Below are 17,268 nucleotides of genomic sequence, written 5' to 3' on the forward strand. Positions count from 1 at the left end.
TAAAAATATGATTGTAACTATTCAGTTGCCTGAACGGGCCGCGATTGTGCTTTACGTCAACATATCCCATGAAATAAGTGCCATAATCTTTGCGAAATCGATTAATTCCTGAATACTTATCGACTCATTCGCGGCATGGGCCTCGTCATGGTCACCAGGCCCGAACCCCACGGCAGTAATACCCTTCTGTATAAGCTGCTTCGTCACCGTAGAACCCGATTGCCCCATAGGCTTCGGTTTTGTCCCTAAGATTGCCTCGGTATGTTTTGTGATTATTTCTACAAGCGGGTTATCGACAGGAATGTTCGTAGAGGGTTGGTCAGATGTGATTTTTAATTCAAATCTTGCGGAATGCTGACCCTCTACCTCTTTCATAATACTCCTTATGTCATTGATAATATCAGTCGGCGAATCTCCCGGCAAATAGCGCAGGTCTATTTGCGCCTTGCAGATGGCAGGCACCGTATTTGCGACCGTTCCGCCATGGATCGATCCCAGATTCATTGTTGGAGGGGAATGCAATGGATGAAAGGCATGTCTGAATTTGTAATGCCTGATTTGGTTTAAGAAGGTTATCATATTCCACACAGCATTAACGCCTCTGTCCGGAGTGGAACCGTGCGCCTGCTTGCCAAAAGAAGTTATTTCCAGAAACAATGCCCCCTTCTCCGTCACGTCAATCATCTGCATATTATTTGCCACGTCGGGGATAATGGCATAATCGGCATGTATGCCGCATTCATCAAGCAAATACTCCATGCCTAATGCGGAACCCCTTTCCTCGTCTGCAACACCTGCCAGCAAAAAAAGGCCTTTTAGCCCGGATTCATTTTCCTTGAGATACTTTGCCACTGCCATCATAGAAGCCATTTGGCCTTTATTGTCAGAAGAACCCCTGCCAAAAATCCTCCCGTTTTCAACATGTGCGCAAAAGGGGTCGCTCTGCCAGCCATCGCCTGCAGGCACAACGTCCAAATGACATGCCACCAGCAATGAAGGGCGCTCCCTCGATCTTTCTCTTTTGCCAATATATCCAATAATATTCGTTCTGCTCTTTGTTTTTTCAAATATTTCGTAGGGAATCTTTAGCCGCTTGAAATACTCCTCCACTAACGAAACGGCCAAAATTTCATTGCCCGGCGGGTTTTCGGTTTTTGTATTTATTAGTTTACACGCAAAATTTATAATTTCATTTGCTTCGTTTTGCATGTATTTTTCAATGTCTCGTACCATATTGTTCATTTAAAATACTCCACGTATAACAAAAGCTGTTCAAATCCATCTCTTGTCAAAATGAGACGGCAAGATACCACCAGGTAAAAAAACACTTATTTCTGTATCAGTTTGGTATCTTGAAAAAGGAGAAATAATTACGGATTATATGCAAAAAACATATTAAAATTCAATGTAATTGCTGGTAAACTATAGCGAGATTATTTTGCGAAATATATAAAGACATCAGGTTCATTGTTAGATATTTGTTATTCATTACACGGTTAAATTAATTCGTAATTTTAACTTAGCGCTTATGTGTAAAATACCGTCGTTGGGTGAATAATTGCGAAAATTAAATGGTTGACAATATCACATATTCAGATAACATGTAGACTTATGAAAAAAGACCAGAAAGCGAAACCTTTTACGCCGTCTCCGCAATGGAAAGCACTCATCATCTTCGCGCTATTTTTTATCGCTATATATATGCTTCAGCGGTATTCCATTTCTACCTCAGTGCCTGTCCGTCATACCATTGCTTATAGTCAATTCCTCGAACAACTGGACGCGGGCAATATCTCTTCCGTTACCATAAAAAAATTACGCATTGCAGGTCAATTCTACAATGAAGCGCTCATTCCGCTGCACAAAAACCAGGAACCAACTTCCGTAAAAGACTTTCAAACGCAACTGCCCACTTTCCAGGGAGAGGGATTGATAGAAAAACTCAGCAGCAGGCGTGTGGAAATACGCGTCGAATCTTCCGAGGAAGGCTCATTTTTCTGGCAGTTTTTTATTGGCATTCTTCCGTGGGTAATCATCATAGGCGTTTGGATGCTTATAATGAGAAGCGCAAGGCAGGTGGGAGGCGGAGCGGGGGGACTCTTTACTTTTGGGCAGAGTAAGGCGACTCTTTTTGATGTAAAAAAGCCAAAGGTCACATACAGTGAAGTGGCCGGCATGGATAATGTGAAAAAGGAATTGACAGAGGTGATAGAATTCCTTAAAGATCCTGGCAAATTTGAAAAGATCGGGGCAAAAGTGCCAAAGGGCGTACTGCTTATAGGCCCGCCGGGAACGGGGAAAACACTCCTCGCCAGGGCAACCGCAGGAGAGGCAGGCGTGCCATTTTACAGCATCAGCGCCTCGGAATTTATCGAAATGTTTGTAGGCGTGGGGGCAGCGCGCGTCAGGGATATGTTTAAAAAGGCAAAAGACGCGCATCCGAGCATTATCTTTATCGACGAAATCGATGCTGTGGGAAGAACCAGGGGAGCAGGGTTTGGAGGTGGACACGACGAACGGGAACAGACATTAAACCAGCTTTTGTCCGAAATGGACGGCTTTGACCCTCACACGGAAGTCATTGTAATGGCTGCTACAAACCGGCCAGACGTGCTTGACCCGGCGCTTCTCAGGCCAGGCAGATTTGACAGGCAGTTGGTAATTGATAAGCCTGGATGGAAGGAACGTAGAAAAATCCTTGAAGTTCACGTCAGAAACAAGAAACTTGCCGATAAGGTTGATCTTGAGAAGATCGCTAGAGGAACCCCAGGAATGACGGGTGCAGACCTCGAAAACCTCGCAAACGAAGCCGCCCTTATCGCTGTGCGTAAAAAGAAAAAGACCATCAACATCGAAGACTTCGATGACGCGAGAGACAAGATACTTATGGGCACTGTCAGGGAAGAAATAATCAACGATTTGGAAAAGCGCATTACCGCGTATCATGAGGCAGGGCACACGCTTGTATCAACCAAACTTCCCGGAACAGATCCCATACACAAAGTAAGCATCGTCCCAAGGGGGTTGGCAATGGGGGTAACACAACTATTGCCGGAAGAAGACCGTCACTATTATCCGAAACAATACCTTGTAAACAAACTCACCGTTGCACTTGCCGGACGATGTGCGGAAAAGTTGATATTTAACGACGTAAGCACCGGCGCCCAAAACGATCTCAAAGAGGCTACCGCACTTGCCGAGAAAATGGTTGCGCAATGGGGCATGAGCGACAAAATAGGCCCCCTTAGCCTTGGGAGGGGAGAAGATCATCCATTTTTAGGAAGGGAACTCGCATTTCAAAAGCGTTACAGTGAGGATATGGCATGGCTTATGGATCAGGAAATACAAAAGATAATACTGGAAGCAGAGGCAAGTGCGTCGGAAATTCTAAAAAACAACCAATCCGCCCTTGAAAAACTGGCAGAAGCGCTCATTAAAGAAGAAACCCTTGAAAAAGAAGATGTGGAAAAAATACTTAATAATGCATAGCATGGCCACACACCGCATGAAAAACCCCGACTGATTTCAGGGGTAATTTAATACATGCATTCTATATTATTTGTAACAATTTAGTTTTTTGAAAAAGTAGGGGCGAAGCATTTGCTATAAATTGTCATAAATGCGTTCATACCCAAACGGGCAAATGCTTCGCCCCTACAATATGCGGCAAACACCGCTATTATTGGAATTTTTCAAAAAACTAAAGCGTTACTAGAGCAGGTGAAAAATAGTATTTTTATAAAACCTTATTTAATTTCGAAAGGAGACAACTATTATGACTACAAACGTTATTCTGGCAAAGGATGTTATGAGGAAAACGATCACTGCGGCTAAAAAAGAAACCATTGGAAGATCATTGGCAGAAAAGTTATTGACCGGCAATTATAGCGGAATGCCTGTTGTAAATAATAATAATGAGGTTATTGGAATAATAACTGAATTTGATCTTATAAGAGCAATGGATGCGGGAAAAAGTTTGGAACAGGTAACGGCAGAGGATATCATGACCAAAAAGCCTATTTGCGTAGAAGAAGATACTACAATTGAAAAGGTTATTCATATAATGGCAAAGGAAGCTATTATTCGTATTCCTGTTGTCAAAGATATGGTTCCGGTGGGAATAATATCAAGGAGCGACGTTTTAAGATGTGTTTACGGAGTACTCCGGCCTGAATTTGTCAGGATTAGCACCGAACATGGCAAAATGGAGGTTGTCGCAGAATTCAAACAAACGCAATATAAAAGCGAAGACATCATCCATTCAGAGTCGTAGGGAATTTCACCGGTAATTTTCATTTCGTACAAAACGATGTTTTTAACATGGTGTATGGGCGAAACGTTTGAATTAGGCTAACTTTGGCAGCGACTTCATTCTGTAGTTGATGTTAATGTAGAGACGCATTGCATGCGTCTCTGTTATGTCAACATTTTCTTTATGCGCGGCAGTTTCCAGACGCATGCAATGCGTCTCTACAAAAATATTGAAATTCCTAAACGTTTGAAATAACGAAGGTACGTCAAATGCTTCGCCCCTATGCTTTCAAAAAACGACAGAGCACTTCTATCTCCTGAAAAACAACCCCTTTACTCTTTTTACCATAGACTACAGACTACTTTTGTTTTTACAAGGCTTCATTGAAGGATGATATATGTATGGTCGTTTCAAAGAGAATAAAAATCCCCAGGGACGGCGTTGACAGCACGCAACTGCTTGAACACCTTCTGGAGTATTTCAGTAATACACTAACAGGTGAAGTACTGAGATTTGCCATTGTAGAGGTAATCGGGGAAGACCTGATAGTTGACGCCTCAATTATGGTGAAAGATGCACGTACGAAAATAAAAACCGGCGGAGGTATACATGGCTAACCAGTTTGTTGTGGCGCACATTATTCCTACAGGCGTGGGGGCGGATATTGGCGGATACGTCGGAGACGCCACTCCCGCAACCAACATGATTGCATCGATTGCCGATAAGGTGATTTCTCACCCGAATGTCGTCAACGGAGTTGCGCTTAACCTTGCAGGAAGAAACGTTCTCTACGTTGAAGGCTATTCTCTGGATAGATTTTTCAAGGGTGAAGCGGAACTGAAGGAGGTGGAAAAGAATAAGATCGGGGTTGTGTTAGACAAGGGAATAGAGACAGAGGGATATGATCTGGCGGTAAATACAATCAACGCATTGAGGACTGTCGGTGGAGTGGAAATAGTCTGCGTGCTTAAAACAAAAGAAGAGACGATGACGCAGGCGGTAAAAACAAAAAGCAATTCTTTCGTAGGAGAAATTGAACACGAACAGACGCTTATTGAGGCTTGCAGGGAAGCAATAAAGCAGGGCGCTCAGGCGCTGGCGATTTCGCTCAACATTAAAATTGATATGAAGGATTTAAAGGCGTACTTTGATGGAAAAGGGGCAAACCCCTATGGAGGGGCAGAAGCCGTGGTTTCTCATCTGGTCTCCGCCACGTTTGGGTTGCCCGCAGCGCACGCCCCGCTATTGAGCAAATATGAAATTTACCGGGAAACGCATAGCGGAACGGTTGATCCAAGGGCAGCGGCAGAAGCAATAGGCCCTGCATATCTTGGAAGCGTTTTGCGCGGACTGGACAGGGCGCCCAGACTCGTTACGCAGGGCGGAGATGTGAGAGTTGACGACGTCGATGCAATTATTCTTCCCTATACCTGCATGGGCGGTATTCCTGCCCTTGCTGCACAAAAATGGGGGATACCTATAATTGCGGTAAAGGAAAACACGACGGTGATGAAAGCCACTCCGGATATTTTACGAATGAAGAATGTAGTAGTTGCAGAAAATTACTGGGAAACAGGCGGTATCCTCGCTGCAATGAAGGAGGGCATTGACCCACTGGAGTTAAGAAGACCCGTGAAAAAACTTACTATCGCATAACTTGTGCAACCGGCAGTCGGCAAATTGCAGATTGCCGACTGTGGATTGTGGACTGTGGACTGTAGGCTGTAGAAAAACTTATTGCGCATCACATATGTCTATGTGAATAACACATCGCTTTTATGAAAAAAATAGTATTTATCATATTTGTTTGCTTTTCGTTAATCATTGCAGGCGCCGGCATTACCGGATATATTTTCATTAGCAAACTAACCTCGGACGAGGCAATAAAAAGCAGGATATTAGAAGCCTTTCAAAATCTCGGCGATATACATATTGAAAGGGCGCACTTTGATTTTGCAGAAGGCATTCTCATCGAAAATATCTCCCTCTCCGGCAAATCCGGAATAATGCAGAACAAGTTTTTTAAATGCCAGAAGGTCATAATCGAATATGACCTGAAACGTTTGCTTAAGAAAGAATTCAATGTTATTAAAATTACTGCTATCAACCCGGAATTAACTGTAGAAAAACCCACCCGCATATGGAAACTTTTGGATGGTATAAAAGAAGGTTTTGAAAATGCGAATCTGCCCCTTTTTGCTGATGTATTACACAAGGGAATTGAAGCCCGCGGTTTAAAAGTCCACATCAAGGAACACCCTGAATTCCACAACCCGGAAATCAAACTTTCCGGAATCAATATTTCGTTTATGCCGTTTGCCGGTTCCTTCGGAAATATCACCGCAAGAGGAACCATCGCCGATGAACATATGGGGAATTATTCTTTCTCAATGAAAATACGCCCAGACATACCAGACCTGAGCATTACTTTAGACGCGCATAATATGACCCTGAACGAAGAATTTCTCTGCCTGTTCCCTTTTTATGGAAAACATATATGGGATGAGTATCAACCGGAGGGAAAGGCTAATTTCTCCTGCATTGCCAGCTTTAACAATAAAAATAATCAGGAGAAAATTGACTATGACGTTACGATTCATCTCAACTCGCTGGAGGCAATATACAAAGATTTGTCTCTCCCCGCTTCTAATGTGAACGGCGTCCTGAAGATTAACAACAATACACTGCACATTAGTAATATCACCGCACACATCAAAAACGGCGACTATACATCACAGGTTGATCTTAAAGGAACAGTCAATCTTTCCGGTAAAGAAAAAATAATTGTGGCAAATGTTCCCAATCTTTTCATAAATAAACATTTTCTTGAAAATATCCCTCGTTTTGGTAAAGAAGTGTGGACTAAAATCCAACCTACCGGCTTTGCAGACATAACATTTCAGTACAGTGAAGGAGAGGATACAAATGGCAACATTTTTTTAGTGGCCGATTGCAAGGATGTTGCTGTCAATTCTCCGGAAATGCCATTTCCCCTGTCGTATATAAATGGCCCCATTAAATTCTGCAATAATATTATTCTATTAAAAAATACCAGTGGTTTTCTCAAATACAACAATCAGCACGTCTTTATGGAAATAAATGGCATATATAACATAGAAACTGAAAGGAAAATATTGAATGTTAACATCCCTAACGTATTTGTTACCGAAAATTTTTTGAAGATATTAAGCGAAAAAACCGCCATTAAGCAAAAGTTATGGGATATCCTTAGCCCCCGTGGTAAAGCAAGCCTTACGGTTATTTTCCAGGGATTTAAGGAAGCAGAAAGAAACGATTATACGGTGGAAGTTAACTTAAAAGACTTTGAAATCAGAAACGATACGTATAAATTTGCCTTATGGGGAATTGACGGGAGGTTGGATATCAACAAAGAACAACTTTCCAGCAAGCACATCAACGCTAATTGCTGGGGCGGGAGAGTAGAAGGTCCCATTTCCGTTAAAACAAACACTGTGCCTTACGAATATGAAGGCGAATTGACATTTTCAAGAATCGTATTGGAAGAATTCGTAAAAAAATTCAATCTTGAAGGAAAACAGCTTTCAGGTATTCTCGACGGAAGGGTTAAGTACCATGGGTACGGCAGCGACCCGAAGGATTTTTCTGCTGAAGGACAAATTAACATCACCAATGGATATCTTTCAGACATTCCTATAATTCTTCACATTTTCAAATTTTTCAATTTAAGACTACCCCAAAGGGAAACCTTTGATACCGCAAAACTCAATTTTTCCGTCAAAGACAATGTTGTTAATATTATCGAGGGCATTATTTCCAGCGATACTGTAGATCTTGTGGGAAAAGGCGCCATTGGTCTTAATGGAACACTTGGCGTAACCGTTGTCACAGGTTTTGAGAAGGGCTTCTTTTCTCAACTACCCTTAATTGGAAATTTATTCGATTTTGTTGTAGGCGGTGTACGAAAACAATTGACTGTTGTGGAGATTAAAGGCACTATCTCAGATCCTGAAATCCGCCCGGTTCCATTTAAACCATTTCGGAAATCCATTAGAAACATGTTTGAAGTACTGCCCAATACAGAGGATGGTGCAAATAACACAACAACAAAAAACGGAACTTCTCAATAAGTTGAGGGAAACAACCCCTTGCTTACCTTATTAATGGGGAATACTGTACAATCGGCAGTCGGCAATCTACAGTCGGCAAATTGCAGATTGTGGACTGCCGACTGCCGACTGTAGACTGATTATTCTATGGGACTATGACTATGACCACACTGAAACATTTTTTTTCTCCTAAAACGGTAGCCGTCATTGGCGCCTCGCGAGAAAGGGGCAAGGTTGGCCACGATATAGTAAAAAATCTGGTACAATACGGGTATCAGGGGACAATATACCCGGTAAACCCAAAGGCGGAAGATATTGTTGGTCTAAGAACATATGCAAACCTTAAAGATATCCAGGACGCCATAGATATGGCGATTATCGTCGTACCCGCCCAATATGTGGGAAAGGTTGTAGACGAATGCGCTGAAAAGAAAATCGATTCAATTGTGGTTATCAGCGCCGGTTTTAAAGAAAGCGGCATTGAAGGCGCTATCAGAGAAAAGGAACTTTACCAGAAAATAACACGCCACGCTATACGGCTGCTGGGGCCGAATTGTCTTGGAGTAATAGATACACAATCGTGTCTCAATGCCTCATTTGCCGCCGATATGCCGGAAAGGGGAAATATTGCCTTTTTTTCACAATCCGGCGCTTTGTGTACCGCAATTTTGGATTGGGCTGCAGTTGAATGTGTGGGATTTTCAAAGTTTATCAGCATGGGAAACAAAACAGATATTAATGAAGTAGACCTCATTAACGCAATGTATGAAGATGAAAACACGAAGGTGATTCTCGGTTATCTGGAAGGTGTTAAAAACGGCAAAGATTTTATTGCCACCGCCGGAAAAATAACGAAAAAGAAACCTTTAATCGTAGTAAAATCGGGCGGTACTGCCGCCGGGTCGAAAGCGGCTTCTTCCCATACCGGCACATTGGCAGGATCGGAAAGGGCGTTTGATGCGGCATTCAAGCAATCGGGAGTGATTCGCGCCAATACGATCGAGCAGCTTTTTGATTATGCCAGAATGTTTAGTTTTCAACAATTGCCAAAAGGTGCGCGGGTAGCCTTAATTACAAATGCGGGAGGGCCAGGCATTATTGCGGCGGATGCAATAGAGAGGTCCGCATTAAAGATGGCTGAATTTTCCAAAGACACCATAGAAATATTGCGCCATTCCCTGCCGCCAATGGCAAATGTATATAATCCCATAGATGTGCTGGGCGACGCAAAATCGGACCGTTACCGGCTTGTTATAGAAAACGTCATAAAAGATCCGAATGTAGACGCGATTCTTGCAATACTCACTCCTCAGGCAATGACCGAAATAAAAAAAACTGCAGAGGCAATCTGTGAAATCGCAAGTTATGCAGACAAAACCATTGCAACTTCCTTTATGGGCGGCAAAAGAATTGAAAGCGCTCTAAAAATCATGTGTCAGAGGAAAGTGCCTAATTACCCTTTCCCCGAACGCGCAATCTCCGCCATTGAGGCAATGTACCAATACACTTTATGGCAAAGCAAACCCGCGCCGGAAACAAAGAATTTTATTGTCAGAAAGGAACGTGTCCGTGCAATTTTTACACAAATGAAACAGGAGGAGGCCGCCTATCTAAGCGAAGAAGACGCCAAGCAGGTGATTTCCACCTATGGCTTTACTATTCCTAAAAGCATCATCGCTACCTCTGAAACGGACGCGGTAAAGGCGGCAGAAGAAATGGGATATCCGGTGGTGATGAAAATTTCATCCCCCGACATACTTCACAAATCGGACATTGGGGGCGTAATTATTGGGGTCAAAAACGAACAGGAGGTAAGAGGCTGCTTTAGTGACATCATGCAAAAAGCAAGACGCCATATGCCGGAAGCCGATCTAAAAGGCATTATGGTACAGCAGATGATTACCGGCGGCAAGGAACTAGTCCTTGGCGTCTCACATGAACCACAATTTGGCCATTTGATAATGTTTGGGCTTGGCGGCATTTACGTTGAAGCGCTTAAAGATGTAACCTTCAGAATTGCGCCGGTTGGCATAAGCGAAGCGTGGGAAATGATACAGGAAATCCGTTCATTCCCGCTTCTTAAAGGCGTGCGCGGTGAAAAATCCGTTGACATTGATGCAATAGTAGAAAATATACTGCGGCTCTCTCAACTGGTGAAAGATTTCCCGGAAATAATCGAAATGGATATTAATCCGCTGGTGGTGTTCCCCAAAGGGGGCGGCGCCATTGCAATAGATGCACGTATTGCCGTAAATGCTTCGGCAGCGAAAAGGGGAAATTGAAAAATTGCGGTAGGGTGTATTAAGGCGTTTGTTTTTACGCCGAATCCACCAATAATATTTACAGCGGATTCTCTATCGCTTAACGCATCCTTTATAAACATATTTGTTTGACTATACAATCGTTCTTATTTTTCCAACATTTTTATACTTTCAGGTGAGGAGGGTATATGATACCTCTGTTTATCGCATCTCTATCGCCCCTTTCCGGGAAAAATCTCATTTGCGCCGGCCTGGGTCTCAAGTTAAAAAAAGACGGGTATAACATTGGCTATTTTAAGCCTGTCGGATTTTCGCCGGTTTTTGTGAATGATGTGCTTACCGACGAGGATGCCGTTTTCCTCTCCCGGGCGCTTGATGTAAACGAGCCGCTACAGTCCATAAGCCCCGTTATATTTACGGAAGATATGTTACAACGCCTGGTGAAAGGCGAAAACCTTAGTATTCGCGAAAAAACAATGGAGGCGTTTCACATAGCCTCGTCCGGCAAAGACATCATGATTATCAGGGGCATCGGCAGGTTAACCTGCGGCACATGCCTTGGTTTTTCCGAATTGGATTTTATCACCGAAGTAAACGCAAAGGTAATATTTGTTGATAAATTCGAATCATACATTGAAATGCTTGACGGCTTCCTCTATGCTTCAAATGTATTGAAAGAGAAACTGCTTGGCGTTGTTTTTAACCTGGTTCCGTCCGCCAAACTGGAGTATATGAAAAACACCATCCAGCCTTTTTTAAAAAAACATGGCGTCGATACCCTGGGAATTATCCGAAGAGATCCCTTGTTGAGAGCGACTTCAATTCGGGACATTGTGACCGCGCTTAATGGAAAAATCCTTTGTTGCGAAGAAAAAGCCGGCGAACTGATCGAACATTTTGTAATAGGGGCAATGAACCTTGAAAGCGCCATACAGCACTTCAAAAAGATATCAGATAAGGCGGTTATAACGGGAGGCGACCGCAGTGATATTCATGCCGCCGCCCTTGAAACCTCCACGAAATGCCTGATCCTTACGGGGGATCTCTATCCGAGCTATTCTATTTTAGGCCGCGCCCAGGAAACAAACGTACCCGTAATCGTAGTAAGCGCCGACACCGCAACGACCATCGAAACATGCGAAAAACTCGCATACACCACGCAATTAAACAATATGTCTAAAATACAGCACGCGTCGGGAATAATAGAGAAAGAAGTTGATTTTGAAACAATTTACAGAAAATTGGGGCTAACGAAATAACTATTCAGGCATACGTGTAAATAAAGAAACCACAAAGAAACCACAGATTTCACAGATTTCACAGATTAAAAAAGGGGAATTTGATAAGTCCTCTCTATCAAGAGGAGATTATGGGGTGTGGTGTTATAAATTACACTGAATAGTTACAATTATTTATCATTTGCTCTGCTAATAGGAGGCGGGATTGAAGGTATAAAACGTTTGGTTCAGGCTACAAACCTGAACCCGCAAAGTACGATTTGGGATTTTAAATCGTACCTCGCAAATCGTACTTTGTACTTCGTAAATCCCTACGCATCTCCTAATTTGAATACGCAATATTCCGCACACATAGAACAGACATCTTCGTTTTTTGGCCTGCCTTTTTCCCGGATCTTTTTGGCGATGATCGGATCGATACAGGTATTAAACTGGCCTTCCCAATCTCTGTTTTTTCTATAGTGCGACATTTTTTTGTCCCACTCCCAGGCAGATTTAACGCCTTTTACCAAGTCTGCCGCATGGGCGGCTATCCGCGCAGCCATTACGCCGGTTCTGACGTCTTCCGGACCGGGAAGGCTTAAATGTTCCGTCGGTGTTACATAACAGAGAAAATCAGCGCCCGCAGAAGCGGCTATAGCGCCTCCAATGGCGGAAGTAATGTGGTCGTAACCGGGAGCAATATCGGTGACAATGGGACCCAGCACATAAAATGGCGCTCCCTTGCAAAGTTCTTTCTGTAATTGAACGTGCGCTGTTATTTGATTCAGCGGCACATGGCCTGGTCCCTCAACGATTACCTGCACGTCTGCCTCCAATGTTCTTTGCGTAAGCTCGGCGAGTACGTTCAACTCATACACCTGCGCACGGTCAAAGGCGTCCGCCAATGCGCCGGGCCTCATGGCGTCGCCCAGGCTGATGGTTACGTCATATTCTTTTGCGATAGCCAATATTTCATCAAATTCTTCATAGAATGGATTTTCCTTTTTATTGTGTACCATCCATTCCACCAAAAAGGCTCCTCCCCTGCTTACGACGCCGCAAATACGCTTATTTTCGCGCAAATGTTTTAATACCCCCATTGTTGCGCCGCAATGTACGGTTATAAAGTCAACGCCATCCTCGCAATGCAATTGTATGGCTTCGATCATATCCCGTGCGGTCATATCGTAAATCGCCTGCTTTCTTTTAATGGAATTTACAGCCGCCTCATATATTGGCACGCTGCCTACGGAAACAGAAGCAGATGCTATGATTGCTTTTCGAATGGTTCTTAATTCCCCGCCGGTGCTCAGGTCCATTACCGCATCGGCGCCCGCTTCTTCAGCGGCACGCAATTTTTCTAATTCTGTGCCAATATCCGCATAGTCTGCCGATGTGCCTATATTGGCATTTACCTTGGTTTTAAGGCCTGCGCCAATGCCGCATAATTTCCGGGCATTCCGTTTGTGGTTTACGGGGATGACAATCTTCCCTTCGGCAATACGCCCTCTGATATATTCAGGGTCGAGTCCCTCAATTCTTGCCACCTCAGCCATTTCTTTTGTAATATTATTTTTTCTTGCTTGCTGTAACTGTGTCATATCGTTGTTTTCCGCTTTTTTTTTCAATAGGTTTTTTTTCCGTCATTGAGTAAAGACTTTTTATCTCCTGGTCAGTTAATTTCCTGTATTTGCCCACTTTTAAGTCCGGGTCGCATAAGGAGCCGATTTTTATCCTTCTCAGGGTTCTTACTTTGTGCCCGTGATCTGCGAGCATTCTTCGTATTTCTCTGTTCTTCCCTTCACAGAGTATCATTTCAAACCTGCTTTTTTTAAAACTGCGATGCATTTTTTTTATTCTGACGGGTTGTGTTTTGCCAAAAGCCAGCCAAACCCCGGATTGCAATGCCGTAATAGTTTCATTTGATAAATATCCGTCAATCTCAATAAAATATGTTTTGTTCACCTCATATTTTGGATGAGACAGCTTGTTGGAGAGTTCTCCGTCATTTGTGATGATAATCAGCCCTTCACTTTGCTTGTCAAGCCTGCCAATGGTATAAAGCCTTTGTTTGACATTTTTTATTATATCAATTGCCCTTAGGCGGTTTAACTCATCGTAATTTGTGCACAAACAATCTTTCGGTTTATTTAACAGATAATAAATTTTAGATTCAGGCCTGATCGGCATTCCGTCACAATAAATCACGCTTTTCCCGGCGTCTACCGTAGCGCCTAAAGCAGTAACTCTTTCGCCATCAACAGTTACCCTGCCCTCTAAAATAATATTTTCGCATTCACGGCGTGACCCAATGCCCGCTCTTGCTAATACTTTTTGTAAACGTTCCTGCATTTCAGAATTTCTTATAAATGATGCCTTAAATTAATTATTGAGAAGTTAAATTTACTGCCTTAGTTTTTTTCTTTGCATCGCGCAGCATTTCCCTTGCCTGTTTTCTGGTGATGTCCGTTTTTTCAGCGCCCCTGATCATATCGGCAATCTCTTCTATACGATGTTCGCCGGCCATGTTTTCGATGGTGGAGTACGTCTTCCCCGTTTTTACAAATTTACTTACTTTCCAGTGTTCGTCAGCGTAACATGCAATTTGTGGAAGGTGCGTAATGCAGATTACCTGATGTGATTTGGCAATGCTGCTTAATTTTTCTCCAATCACTTCGCCCATCCTCCCCCCGATATTTGCGTCAATTTCGTCAAAAACCAGGACGGGTGTTTTATCGACCTTGGCAAGCTGGTGTTTTAATGCCAGCATCACCCTGGAAATTTCTCCGCCAGAGGCTATTTTTCTTAACGGTTTTAAATTCTCGCCAGGATTTGGAGAAATAAGAAACTCTATGTTGGATATCCCGGAACTGTTTGTTTCTAAAACAGAGACCCCTTCGTTGTCATCCAGGAAGGGAGATTTGATTTCTACCTGAAACCTGCCGTGCGGAATACCTAGATCCCCCAATTCCTTGTCGATCAAAGGTGCAAGTTTTTCCGCCACAGAGATGCGTTTTTTGTTTAATTCGCAGCCCTTTTGTTTCAGCAATGCTGTTGCAGCCGTCAGCTCCTCATCCAGGCTCTCAATGCTTGACCCTTCCTCTGACAGTTGTTTTAGTTTTGCTTCTATTTCATTCCGGTATGATAAAACATCGTCTATCGTGTTCCCGTATTTTGCTGTTAGTTTTCTGATGGTATCCAGCCTTTCTTCCAGAGAAGAAAGTTTTTGTGGATCATAACTGAAGTTTTCCTTGTATTTCCCCAGGGAAAAGGCAATGTCTTCAATCTGGTAAAGCGATTGGTTAAATGATTCGGAGACCTTGACAAGGTCTTCGTCAAATTTTGCAACCGATTGTAATTCGCGGGCAATCGATTTTAGCGTACCATACATGGCATCTGATGTTTCATAGAGTTGGGAATAACATGATGAGACGGCATTGTATATCTTTTCGGCGTTGATGAGAAGGCTTCTTTCCTTTTCAAGCTCTTCCTTTTCTCCAACCCTGAGTTGCGCCTTATCTATTTCGTCGGCCTGGAAGGCATATAATTCGGTTTTTTCTCTTCTTTCACGCTGGTTTTTTTTAAGTCCTTCAAGCAATGCGGCCTTTTCTTTTATCTGTTTATGGAGGGATGAAAACTTTTCCCGGAGAGGGGAGACGCCTCCAAAATCATCAAGTATCTGCAACTGGTTCATTCCCTGCAATAATGTTTCATGTTCCTGCTGACCGTGTATGTTTATTAATGATTCTCCAATCTCTTTGAGAATGGACAATGTGATAGGCGCATTGTTTAAGCGGCATTTGTTCCGTCCGTTGGAATCGATGCTTCTTTTGAGGAGAAGTTCTTCATCAATGCTTGTGTTATCCAAAGTCTTCCTGAAATATTCCAGCAAAGAGCCGTCCTTCACGTAAAATTTGCCAATAACCACTGCCTCATCTTTGCCGTTTCGCACAATGTCCTGCGTAAAACGACCACCGAGAATGAAATGTAAAGCGCCAATTACAAGAGATTTCCCCACCCCTGTCGCCCCGCTGAATACATTTAATCTTTCACTGAGCGTAATGGTTGCTTTATCGATTAATACAAAATTGGAAATATATAATTCTTGCAGCACAGAACACTATACCATATTTCTGCAAAATAGGATTTTAGGATTTATTGTTGTGATTTATTGGATTCCGGAACCGGGTTGAACGTTTTTTTCTGTCGTTAAGATTGCTAATTTTTCTGCGTCTTTTGCGGCAAGCAGCATACCCTGGCTTTCAACGCCCCGAATGACAGAGGGAGCAAGGTTGTTTACGATGACAATTTGTTTTCCGATAAGTTCTTCCGGGGTGTAATAGTTTTTTATCCCGGCAACAATCTGCCTTTCCTGATTTCCATCGCCGGCGTCAACCTTTAATACTAACAATTTGTCCGCGTTTGGGTGCGGTTCCGCATGTTTTATTACCGCAACCCGTAACTCTACCCGTAAAAAATCTTCAATTGATATCATTTGCAAGTCCTTTCAAAAATCTTCATAACTATAGCCCATTTTAAAATTTATGTCAACGTAACATTTTACGAAGTACGATTTACGATTCTTTAATCTGTGTAATCTGTGAAATCTGTGGTTTCTCTTTTATTAATTTACGATTTAAATCGTAAATCGTAATTCGCTTACTTCGTACCGGGTTAGGCGTTACATATTAATATTTTACTTCTTTCATGCATAATCCTTTCGCAGGGACCGTTGGGCCGGCGTCATCTCTGTTCCCGGTCGCAAAGAGTTTTTTTATAAGAGAGACGTCCATTTTTCCGCGTCCTATCTCCAGGAGTGTGCCGACAATAGTTCTTACCATTTTGTATAAAAAGCCGTCTGCTTCAACTACAAAATAAATATATTTCCCTTCTTTCTGAATCTCCAGGTTCTTGATTGTCCGTATCCTGTCCTTATCATCCAAAGCCTTTGTGGTAAATGAAGTAAAATCATGGGCGCCGATAAGGTATTGCGCCGCCGTCATCATTTTAGAAAGATCTAATGGGAAGCCATACACATAACAAAAATTACGATTCAGGGAGGTTCTTAACCAATCATTCAACACGGCGTACCGGTACACCTTAGACGTAGCGCTGTATCGTGCATGAAAACTGTCTTCCATGTCGGCAACATCTTTTATTGTAATATCTTGTGGCAAGTAAAAATTTATTGCCCGCAATAGCTGTTTTGCAGGAATGGCGGAATACGTTTTAAAATTGGCAACCTGGCCAAGGGCATGTACTCCGGCGTCAGTCCTGCCTGCGCCATGTATTTCCACCTCTTCCCGGATAACTGTCCTTACTGCACGGATAAGGGTCTCCTGTACCGAAATGGCGTTTTTTTGCCATTGCCAGCCCGCATAATTAGTACCTTCGTATTCAATAGTAAGGCGTACGTTACGCATGAGATAAAAGGAAATAAACAATCA

At 42.9% G+C, this 17,268-nt stretch carries 13 protein-coding genes; 7 read left to right on the forward strand and 6 right to left on the reverse strand.

Annotation, left to right across the window (positions count from 1 at the left end):
• Positions 1-51: 51 nt before the first annotated feature.
• Positions 52-1,242 carry an ArgE/DapE family deacylase gene (locus ABJL82_RS00555; protein WP_347272733.1) on the reverse strand — a complete coding sequence of 397 codons (1,191 nt, stop codon included), beginning with the start codon at positions 1,240-1,242 and terminating at the stop codon, positions 52-54.
• A gap of 369 nt (positions 1,243-1,611) precedes the next feature.
• Here ABJL82_RS00555 and ftsH point away from each other — a divergent pair, with 369 nt between their 5' ends.
• The 7 genes from ftsH (at position 1,612) to ABJL82_RS00590 (ending at position 11,860) form a co-directional block, all read left to right on the forward strand.
• A complete protein-coding gene (ftsH, locus tag ABJL82_RS00560) occupies positions 1,612-3,489 on the forward strand; it encodes an ATP-dependent zinc metalloprotease FtsH (protein WP_347272734.1) in 1,878 nt (625 codons plus the stop codon).
• Positions 3,490-3,775: 286 nt separating this feature from the next.
• Entirely contained in the window at positions 3,776-4,273 is a 498-nt protein-coding gene (locus ABJL82_RS00565; protein ID WP_347272735.1) for a CBS domain-containing protein, read from the forward strand.
• A gap of 380 nt (positions 4,274-4,653) precedes the next feature.
• A complete protein-coding gene (locus tag ABJL82_RS00570; protein ID WP_347272736.1) occupies positions 4,654-4,869 on the forward strand; it encodes a hypothetical protein in 216 nt (71 codons plus the stop codon).
• Positions 4,862-5,908, forward strand: coding sequence for a DUF3326 domain-containing protein (locus ABJL82_RS00575; protein WP_347272737.1), 1,047 nt, complete (start codon positions 4,862-4,864; stop codon positions 5,906-5,908). Before ABJL82_RS00570 ends, ABJL82_RS00575 begins: the two co-directional genes overlap by 8 nt.
• Positions 5,909-6,030: 122 nt before the next feature.
• Positions 6,031-8,361 carry a hypothetical protein gene (locus ABJL82_RS00580; RefSeq protein WP_347272738.1) on the forward strand — a complete coding sequence of 777 codons (2,331 nt, stop codon included), beginning with the start codon at positions 6,031-6,033 and terminating at the stop codon, positions 8,359-8,361.
• A gap of 140 nt (positions 8,362-8,501) precedes the next feature.
• The gene (gene acs, locus ABJL82_RS00585; RefSeq protein WP_347272739.1) at positions 8,502-10,622 is read left to right on the forward strand and encodes an acetate--CoA ligase alpha subunit; all 2,121 of its coding nucleotides are present in this window, start codon (positions 8,502-8,504) and stop codon (positions 10,620-10,622) included.
• Between the two features lie 167 nt (positions 10,623-10,789).
• Entirely contained in the window at positions 10,790-11,860 is a 1,071-nt protein-coding gene (locus ABJL82_RS00590; protein ID WP_347272740.1) for a phosphotransacetylase family protein, read from the forward strand.
• Positions 11,861-12,150: 290 nt separating this feature from the next.
• Here ABJL82_RS00590 and thiC read toward each other — a convergent pair whose 3' ends face one another.
• The 5 genes from thiC to truA all read right to left on the reverse strand — a co-directional run bounded on the left by thiC (position 12,151) and on the right by truA (position 17,265).
• Entirely contained in the window at positions 12,151-13,422 is a 1,272-nt protein-coding gene (gene thiC, locus ABJL82_RS00595) for a phosphomethylpyrimidine synthase ThiC (RefSeq protein WP_347272741.1), read from the reverse strand.
• Positions 13,391-14,173 carry a pseudouridine synthase gene (locus ABJL82_RS00600; RefSeq protein WP_347272742.1) on the reverse strand — a complete coding sequence of 261 codons (783 nt, stop codon included), beginning with the start codon at positions 14,171-14,173 and terminating at the stop codon, positions 13,391-13,393. The genes thiC and ABJL82_RS00600 overlap by 32 nt, the downstream gene beginning before the upstream one ends.
• Positions 14,174-14,207: 34 nt before the next feature.
• Positions 14,208-15,935, reverse strand: a complete 1,728-nt coding sequence (gene recN, locus ABJL82_RS00605; protein WP_347272743.1) for a DNA repair protein RecN — start codon at positions 15,933-15,935, stop codon at positions 14,208-14,210.
• A gap of 54 nt (positions 15,936-15,989) precedes the next feature.
• Positions 15,990-16,316, reverse strand: a complete 327-nt coding sequence (gene metG / locus ABJL82_RS00610; RefSeq protein ID WP_347272744.1) for a methionine--tRNA ligase subunit beta — start codon at positions 16,314-16,316, stop codon at positions 15,990-15,992.
• A gap of 193 nt (positions 16,317-16,509) precedes the next feature.
• Positions 16,510-17,265, reverse strand: a complete 756-nt coding sequence (gene truA, locus ABJL82_RS00615) for a tRNA pseudouridine(38-40) synthase TruA (protein WP_347272745.1) — start codon at positions 17,263-17,265, stop codon at positions 16,510-16,512.
• Between the last annotated feature and the right edge of the window lie 3 nt (positions 17,266-17,268).

It is taken from the genome of Candidatus Kuenenia sp., from assembly GCF_039794105.1.
Taxonomy (GTDB): domain Bacteria; phylum Planctomycetota; class Brocadiia; order Brocadiales; family Brocadiaceae; genus Kuenenia.

Excerpts from the sequence above, each read along its gene's own strand:
- ABJL82_RS00600 (WP_347272742.1), bottom strand. The coding sequence starts at position 14,173 with ATGCAGGAACGTTTACAAAAAGTATTAGCAAGAGCGGGCATTGGGTCA.
- ABJL82_RS00575 (WP_347272737.1), top strand. The coding sequence starts at position 4,862 with ATGGCTAACCAGTTTGTTGTGGCGCACATTATTCCTACAGGCGTGGGG.
- ABJL82_RS00590 (WP_347272740.1), top strand. The coding sequence starts at position 10,790 with ATGATACCTCTGTTTATCGCATCTCTATCGCCCCTTTCCGGGAAAAAT.
- acs (WP_347272739.1), top strand. The coding sequence starts at position 8,502 with ATGACCACACTGAAACATTTTTTTTCTCCTAAAACGGTAGCCGTCATT.
- ABJL82_RS00555 (WP_347272733.1), bottom strand. The coding sequence starts at position 1,242 with ATGAACAATATGGTACGAGACATTGAAAAATACATGCAAAACGAAGCA.
- metG (WP_347272744.1), bottom strand. The coding sequence starts at position 16,316 with ATGATATCAATTGAAGATTTTTTACGGGTAGAGTTACGGGTTGCGGTA.
- ABJL82_RS00570 (WP_347272736.1), top strand. The coding sequence starts at position 4,654 with ATGGTCGTTTCAAAGAGAATAAAAATCCCCAGGGACGGCGTTGACAGC.
- ABJL82_RS00565 (WP_347272735.1), top strand. The coding sequence starts at position 3,776 with ATGACTACAAACGTTATTCTGGCAAAGGATGTTATGAGGAAAACGATC.
- ABJL82_RS00580 (WP_347272738.1), top strand. The coding sequence starts at position 6,031 with ATGAAAAAAATAGTATTTATCATATTTGTTTGCTTTTCGTTAATCATT.
- ftsH (WP_347272734.1), top strand. The coding sequence starts at position 1,612 with ATGAAAAAAGACCAGAAAGCGAAACCTTTTACGCCGTCTCCGCAATGG.
- thiC (WP_347272741.1), bottom strand. The coding sequence starts at position 13,422 with ATGACACAGTTACAGCAAGCAAGAAAAAATAATATTACAAAAGAAATG.